The organism is Butyrivibrio sp. YAB3001, from assembly GCF_900112195.1.
Lineage (GTDB): Bacteria > Bacillota > Clostridia > Lachnospirales > Lachnospiraceae > Butyrivibrio.
This window is the reverse complement of record NZ_FOKR01000003.1, coordinates 387995-395348: the sequence shown is the minus strand read 5'-3', so window position 1 is coordinate 395348 and position 7354 is coordinate 387995. Positions and strand designations below refer to the sequence as shown.

The following is a 7354-nucleotide window of genomic DNA, read 5'->3' as shown; positions in this document are numbered from 1 at the left end:
CTATGCTGAATCAGCACTACATGTTTCCAAAACAGTTGGAGATTTGGCTGGACCCTGCGGATTTGCAGTGTGCATGGGAATCAGTAGACTTCTTTATGGAAAGTTCGGTGAAAAAGTTGATCTGACAATTTTCATGATGGCATCCGGAGTAATGTGCCTTATGTGTTATCTGGTTGCCGGACTGGCAAATATACCATGGGTTGGATTGATTGGATGTGCATTATGTGGATTTTCTGTAGGTATAATGTGGCCAGGTTCAATTAGTATATCATCACAGATACTTCCAACTGGAGGTACAGCAATGTTTGCACTTCTAGCGCTCGCAGGAGATTTAGGGGGAGCAATGGGCCCTGCTATTATTGGAAGTATATCTGAAAAAGCGGCTAATAATTTGCAGGCAGGAGTATTGGCAGGTATAGGTTTTCCTATCATTTTAGTAATTTCAGTGTTCTATATTCGAAATAAGTATCGATAGATATTCAAATTGGTGGAAGTTATTATTACCGTACTGGAAGTGTAAAGTATAACTGGAAAATTGGTTAATGAGTCATAAATGGAAGCACAAGTGGCTTGATTTGCATGGCCGATAATATCCAATTTAATCCGCCTTAATAAGCTTGAAATGACTTTTTCTATATTCGATAAGCCCCTCATCTTTCATGTGCGAGAGTTCTTTTGACATGTTGGTCCTTTCGAGGTTAAGGTAATCGGCAAGCTGTTGCCTGTTGAAGGGAATGTCAAATTCCCTTGAACTTGTCTGGAGTGCGATGGCATTGAGATATGACAATAGGCGTCCACGGCAGCTCTTGGGAGAAGTATGGAAACTGCGTCCAGAGAGGACAAGGTTTTTCTGAGATGAAATAATAAGTATGTTTTTTAGGAGCTTTTCCTTCCAGGGAGAGCTCTTTTTGCTGTCTTCAAGAAGGTTCCTTATATTGCAAAAGAGAATTCGGCAGTTTTCATTTGCTCTGACATCAACCAGAAGGACTTCGCCAAGTAGAGCATAGGTTTCAGCGAAGAACTGATTTTGGCCTACATGGCTTAAGACAGAGCAATTGCCCCAGACGTCATTGCTTTCAATAGTAACACTGCCTGAGAGTACCATGCCTATGCTTGAAGTTCGCTCTCCCGCGCGGAGAATCAGATCGTCTTTTCGATATTTTTTTTCCCTGGCATCCAGTGAAGCAAGGCATGAAGACAGTTCTTTAGCTGTCATTCCCTTGAACAATCTACTCTTTTCTATACCTTCAAGGTTCATAAATTTTTCTCCAAAATGTGGTTTGAACAACATACTTGTTATGAACAGTATATTATACTGACACCATCAGAACAAGAACAAAGGTCAAACAGAGAGGTTTAATGATGGTAAGAAAGATAATAAAAATCGATGAAGAAAAGTGTAACGGCTGCGGTATCTGCGCAAACGCATGTCATGAAGGAGCCATTGATATTGTGAATGGAAAGGCAAAACTGGTAAGAGAGAACTTCTGTGATGGATTTGGGGACTGTCTGCCGGGATGCCCAATGGGAGCAATCTCTTTTGAAGAAAGAGAAGCGCCTGCGTATGACGAAGCAGCAGTAAAGGCAGCACAGGAGAAGAAAGGATTGGTAAAAGATATGCATCAGTGCGAAAACAAGATGATGAAAGAAATGGAACAACACGCTGCAGGACATGGATGCCCCGGTTCAAGGTTTATGACACTTAAGAGTGGCAATCAGGAAGACATTGATCCCGGACAGGACATGATATCAAGAATGAGCACTCATCCATCAAGACTGATGCAGTGGCCATGCCAGATAAAGCTCCTTCCAACGCAGGCAGACTTTTATAATGGGGCCAAGCTCCTTATTGCAGCTGACTGCACAGCATACGCCTACGCTAACATGCATGAGGAATTTATGAAGGGCAAGGTTACAATGATTGGATGCCCAAAACTTGACGAAGGCGACTATACTGAGAAGCTTACGGAGATCATTTCAAACAACGATATTGTCAGTGTGACCATAGTAAGAATGGAGGTTCCATGCTGCGGAGGGCTGCAGAGAGCCGCAGAGAATGCAATAAAGAATAGCGGAAAATTTCTTCCTTGGCAGGTTGTGACAATCTCCAGAAATGGTGAGATACTTGATTAAATTTCCCAGTAAGCACATATTTCATTGGCTTTTGATATAAGTGAGTTTATACTGAATGTAGCAAGAAAAAGGAGGCATATTATGTCAGCATTAAATGAGAGAAAAGTAGCAGTAGTAGGTTGTGGATTTGTTGGGTCAGCATCAGCTTTTGCCCTGATGGAGAGTGGGCTCTTTTCCGAAATGGTGCTGATAGATGTGAATAAGGAGAAGGCTGAGGGTGAGGCTCTTGATATCAGCCATGGACTTCCCTTTGCAAAGCCAATGCAGATATATGCCGGAGATTACAAGGATGCAGGCGATGCTGCAGTTGTGGTTGTTACGGCAGGGGCAGGACAGAAGCCCGGCGAGACAAGGCTCGATCTCGTAAAAAAGAACGTGGGAATCTTTAAGTCGATTATTCCGGAAATAGCAAAGTACAACAAAGATGGAATTCTTCTGATAGTGGCTAATCCTGTTGATGTTCTTACATACGCAGCAGCCAAATTCAGTGACTTCCCTGAAAACAGAGTATTTGGCTCAGGAACAGTACTTGATACGGCCAGATTCAAATATCTTCTTGGTGAGCACCTGAGTGTAGACAGCCGTTCAGTACATGCATTTATCATAGGTGAACACGGAGACAGCGAGATAGCAGCATGGAGTAGTGCAAATGTATCAGGAATTCCAATCCATGATTTCTGCGAGATGAGAGGACATTTCGAGCATGAAAAAGCTATGAAAGAGATTGCTGAAACTGTCAAGAATAGTGCTTATGAGATCATCGAGAAAAAAGGTGCTACTTATTACGGAATTGCCATGAGTGTAAGGCGTATCTGTGAGGCTATCATACGTGATGAAAAGTCAGTTCTTCCTATATCCAGCATTCAGCACGGTGAGAATGGCATTGATGGCGTCGCTCTCAGCATGCCGGCTATTGTCGGAAGAGATGGCGTTGAAGGATCTGTGCCAATCAGACTCAGCGAGCAGGAAAAGGCTGCATTACTAGAGTCATCGGAGACTTTGAAAGCAGTAATAATTGAATCGCTTTGAGTACGGATGTGAGTTATATTTGAAGTTGATCGGGTTATGACCTTGAAGGAATCGAGTAAAATCGGTTCCTTTTTTGTGTGATTTTTGCAATTGATACCATATTGTTCTTGACAAAACGCTTCCAAAGTGAGACGTGGTTGTCAAAACAGGAAAGTGCCTCAAAAACCACGGCTATGACATAAAGGTATTTAACACCATCAATTTCAATAAGAGTGCCTATTACAATCCTTTCAGCTACATTCATTCGGAAAAAGATATCCTGAAGCTCCGCGGAGTAAGGCCATTTCTTTCTGATAAATATGATGTTACTCAGCATCCTCATTACAAAGAGACTGGAGAGTACGACAAGAAGAATAACTATGACATAGCTGGGAACCTTAATCCACGAATGTCACTAAAAGATGAAGATCTTTATGATGTGGTGGAAGCATGAAGAAGTGCATGGCTAAAGCGGTTTACAATCAAAAATGGTTGTAAGCCGCTTGGATGCTGATATAATTGAAGATGAAGTGAGCTTAGAAAGACAAATCGATCGTTTGTAGAATAGTATTCTTTCTGAAGGAGAACTTGATGATACTTCTATCGGAATTTCCGATAAAAGTTCCGGGGGTAGAAAACAAAAAATTTATATCCAGAAAAAAAGATATTATGACAACATTGGTTATGAATTTACTAAAGATGTAGGCAAATCGGGGGATTGGAGGGGTAAACCATGTTAGAAATATTAAAAGCGAGGTTTCAGGATAATAAGAACCTTCATATGGAACTGAGTTGGCTTGACGTGGAGAAACGTTTGCTTGAGCATCCGGGCTCTATGGATGTTTTGAGAAGGATGGAGGAGAGCGGAGGAGAACCGGATACCATCGGCTATGACGAAAAGACGGGAAAGCTAATTTTCTGCGACTGCGCAAAGGAGTCCCCTTCTGGGCGCAGAAGCCTGTGCTATGACGAAAAGGCATTACAGGGGCGTGCTAAAAACCCGCCGTCAGGCAGCGCCGAATGGAAAGCAAAAGAAATCGGCGTTTTGATCATGACGGAGGAACTCTATCGCCGACTGCAAAGTCTCGGGGAATTTGATTTGAAAACGTCAAGTTGGATCACTACGCCGGATGATATTCGCGACAAGGGCGGTGCATTGTTCTGCGAGCGACGTTACGGAACGGTTTTCACATTCCATAACGGGGCGGATTCGTACTATTCCGTGCGCGGGTTCAGAGGCTATACGCTTATATAAATTCTGATTGTAGAGCGATTAATTCCAGTAAAACGGACTATTAAAGAAGGCAGGCAAAAATTCTGCCTAATATATTTGAGGATATACAATGAAAGATAAAGCATTAGTTTACATACATGGTAAGGGTGGTACAGCCTCTGCTTCAGAACAGTTTAAGTCCATTTTCCCCGATTATGATACATATGGCTTTGATTATAAATCAGAGACGCCTTGGGAAGCGGAAAGTGAGTATAAAGAATATTTCTTAAAGTTGGCAGAAAAATACACATCTATTACTGTTCTTGCATCTAGTTTGGGGGCGTATTTTCTAATGGTTTCTGGTACAGGGGTTATGATCCAAAAGGCGCTTTTTGTCTCTCCTATCGTAGACATGGAGCGCTTGATACAGGATATGATGAAGCATGCAGATGTATCCGACGAGGATTTGAAAGCTAAATGCACAATTCATCTTCCCGAAGGCGAAGTCCTCTCATGGGACTATCTTGTGTGGGTAAGAAATCATCCTATAGTATGGAATGTACCTACTTTTATTTTATATGGTGAGAAAGACCACTTCCAATCATTAGAAACAATGGAGACATTTGCAGAAGTAATAGGTGCTGATTTATCGGTAATGCCTAATGGAGAGCACTGGTTCCATACAGATGAGCAAACAGAATTCAGGAAAAGGTGGCTTATAAGATTTAAGTAATATTACAGTGATAATGATATTCAACCACGAGTTAAATGGCTCAGCTGTTCGACAGAGATGAGAAGACCATTCGAAAGCATATAAATAACGTATTTTCTGAAGGGGAAATCGATAAAGGTATGAAGCCATGAAGAAACCTGACTTTAAGGATCTGAAAAAACTAATAAAGGCGATAAATGACACCAACGATGCGTTTAAGAGCATCTATGCAGAGAAAGACTCGCAGGAAAGCCACATTAAAGCCATTTGCAAAAGGATGGCATCCGAAAAAGCCAGAGAATCTCTTGGCAAATTTTCCGTTGAGGAGCTTAAGAATGCCAAGGTTGGTATACGCGTGGCAGCCCTTCAGGAGGCCGGATATACCGACCTTGGGAAGATCGCAAAAGCTACTGATTACGACATCCGGAACATAGAAGGCATCGGCGAGAAGCAGATAGAGGCCATAAGGCATATTATTACTGAATTTGCAAACAGCCTCTCATCAAGGGTTTCCATCGTGCTTGATGCAAATGACCCTGAGCTGATTACTGAGATGTACCGCTATCTAAAGAGTGAAGATGTGCGCAGAGAGGCTCAGGAGCCGGCCAAAAACCTTGATCTGTATGCCGCGAAAGTCGCATCCTCAGGTATAATACTTGGCGGCTTTGGATGGCTCTTTTCCGGAAACGATAAGAAAACACGCACCATTAATATGGTTGCGGAGATATACGAATTCTGCAACAGCGATTTCTTTGAAAAGCTCATTGGCCTTATTGACAGGTATCACTGCGCCATCAATTCTCTTAGCGAAGATGCAGTGCAGGCTTTTACGCTAAACGGCGCGGATTTCTATGCCCTGCTGGAGAAGCTTGGAAGTAGCAGTGGTAACAGGCCGTTTATCTACGACAGCATACCCGGGCAGCTGGCCGAAGAAATAAGTAGCATGCAACTTTCGCAAAATACCTTTCGAGGGAACCTGCGTGTGTATCAGGAATTCGGCGCAAAGTATATATTGCATCAAAGCAAGGTTCTCCTCGGCGATGAGATGGGCCTTGGTAAGACCATTCAGGCGATAGCTGCCATGGCTCATATTCAAGAAACCACGGATGGATTATGCCATTTTCTGGTGGTCTGCCCGGCCAGTGTCCTTGTCAACTGGTCAAAAGAGCTATCGAAGTTCAGCAACATTGATGCGTACATTCTGCATGGCCAGACTTTAGACGATGCATTTGACAGGTGGAGAGATCATGGGGGAGCCGCCATCACCAACTACGAATCCATGGGGAAAATAGTGAATCGTATCGACAATCACATGACTCTCGAGATGCTGGTAATTGATGAGGCGCATTACATCAAGAACCCCGATGCCAAGAGGACCATGTACATTAGGCGCCTTGATAATGAATCCAAGCGCATTCTTATGATGACCGGGACACCTCTGGAGAATCGTGTCGATGAAATGTGCAATCTGATAGATTTTGTAAGGCCTGACATGACCAAGGAGGTTCGAGGAATGGCGCACCTTAGCCATGTTCCGGAATTCAGAGAGGCGCTATCTCCTGTTTATCTGCGAAGGACAAGGACTCAGGTGTTAAAAGAGCTGCCTCCTATCGACGAGAAACAGGAATGGTGCGAAATGTCTTTTGACGACCAAAAAGCGTATACTGCGGCTGTCATGAACAGGAATTTCCAGGATATGCGCCGCGTGGGCTTTCTTCAGGAAGACATAAAAACTTCCGCTAAAACCTGCAGGCTCCTTGAACTGTGCAATGAGGCAAAGGCGGAGGGAAGAAAAGTCGTTGTGTATTCCTTCTTTAGAAATACCATATCCAAAGTGGCCGCGATTCTTGGCGATAAGTGCATAGGCGTTATAAGTGGAGATACACTCGTAGCTCATAGGCAGGATATAGTCGACAGATTTGGCGAGGCAAAAGATGGAAGCATCCTGCTCTGCCAGATAATAGCAGGAGGAGTGGGGCTTAACATACAGGCTGCCAGCATGGTGATATTCTGTGAGCCGCAGATAAAGCCGTCCCTTACAAGCCAGGCACTCTCCAGGGTTTACCGAATGGGCCAGGTCAGTAACGTGACGGTGTACCATCTTCTTTGTCCGGAAACCATAGACGAAGAAATGATGCTGGTGCTTGAACAGAAACAGAACGAATTCGACAATTATGCAGGCGAATCAGTACTGGCAGGTGCTTTCGACAACCTTATGGACAAGGAATGGATCAGTGATGTGATTGAAAAAGAAAGCAAGAAATATCTACCTGCAGTGCTGTAATTTG

Annotated in this window: 8 protein-coding genes; 7 read left to right on the top strand and 1 reads right to left on the bottom strand. The window is 43.4% G+C overall.

What is annotated here, in order from left to right:
• On the top strand, positions 1–475 hold a 475-nt coding region (locus tag BM086_RS05230; protein ID WP_141107699.1), incomplete at its 5' end, for an MFS transporter.
• A gap of 123 nt (positions 476–598) precedes the next feature.
• Here the strand turns inward: BM086_RS05230 and BM086_RS05225 are convergent.
• Entirely contained in the window at positions 599–1258 is a 660-nt protein-coding gene (locus BM086_RS05225; RefSeq protein ID WP_092324443.1) for a Crp/Fnr family transcriptional regulator, read from the bottom strand.
• 104 nt (positions 1259–1362) lie between these two features.
• Here BM086_RS05225 and BM086_RS05220 point away from each other — a divergent pair, with 104 nt between their 5' ends.
• The 6 genes from BM086_RS05220 (at position 1363) to BM086_RS05195 (ending at position 7350) form a co-directional block, all read left to right on the top strand.
• A complete protein-coding gene (locus BM086_RS05220) occupies positions 1363–2133 on the top strand; it encodes an ATP-binding protein (protein WP_092324441.1) in 771 nt (256 codons plus the stop codon).
• A gap of 81 nt (positions 2134–2214) precedes the next feature.
• Entirely contained in the window at positions 2215–3162 is a 948-nt protein-coding gene (locus BM086_RS05215) for an L-lactate dehydrogenase (RefSeq protein WP_092324439.1), read from the top strand.
• Positions 3163–3295: 133 nt separating this feature from the next.
• Positions 3296–3595, top strand: coding sequence for a hypothetical protein (locus BM086_RS21875; protein ID WP_242952126.1), 300 nt, complete (start codon positions 3296–3298; stop codon positions 3593–3595).
• 279 nt (positions 3596–3874) lie between these two features.
• On the top strand, positions 3875–4396 hold the full coding sequence (locus tag BM086_RS05205; protein ID WP_026528618.1) for a DUF4256 domain-containing protein: 522 nt from the start codon (positions 3875–3877) through the stop codon (positions 4394–4396).
• A gap of 88 nt (positions 4397–4484) precedes the next feature.
• The gene (locus BM086_RS05200; protein ID WP_092324436.1) at positions 4485–5087 is read left to right on the top strand and encodes an alpha/beta hydrolase; all 603 of its coding nucleotides are present in this window, start codon (positions 4485–4487) and stop codon (positions 5085–5087) included.
• 127 nt (positions 5088–5214) lie between these two features.
• The gene (locus BM086_RS05195) at positions 5215–7350 is read left to right on the top strand and encodes a DEAD/DEAH box helicase (RefSeq protein WP_092324434.1); all 2136 of its coding nucleotides are present in this window, start codon (positions 5215–5217) and stop codon (positions 7348–7350) included.
• Positions 7351–7354 lie beyond the last annotated feature (4 nt).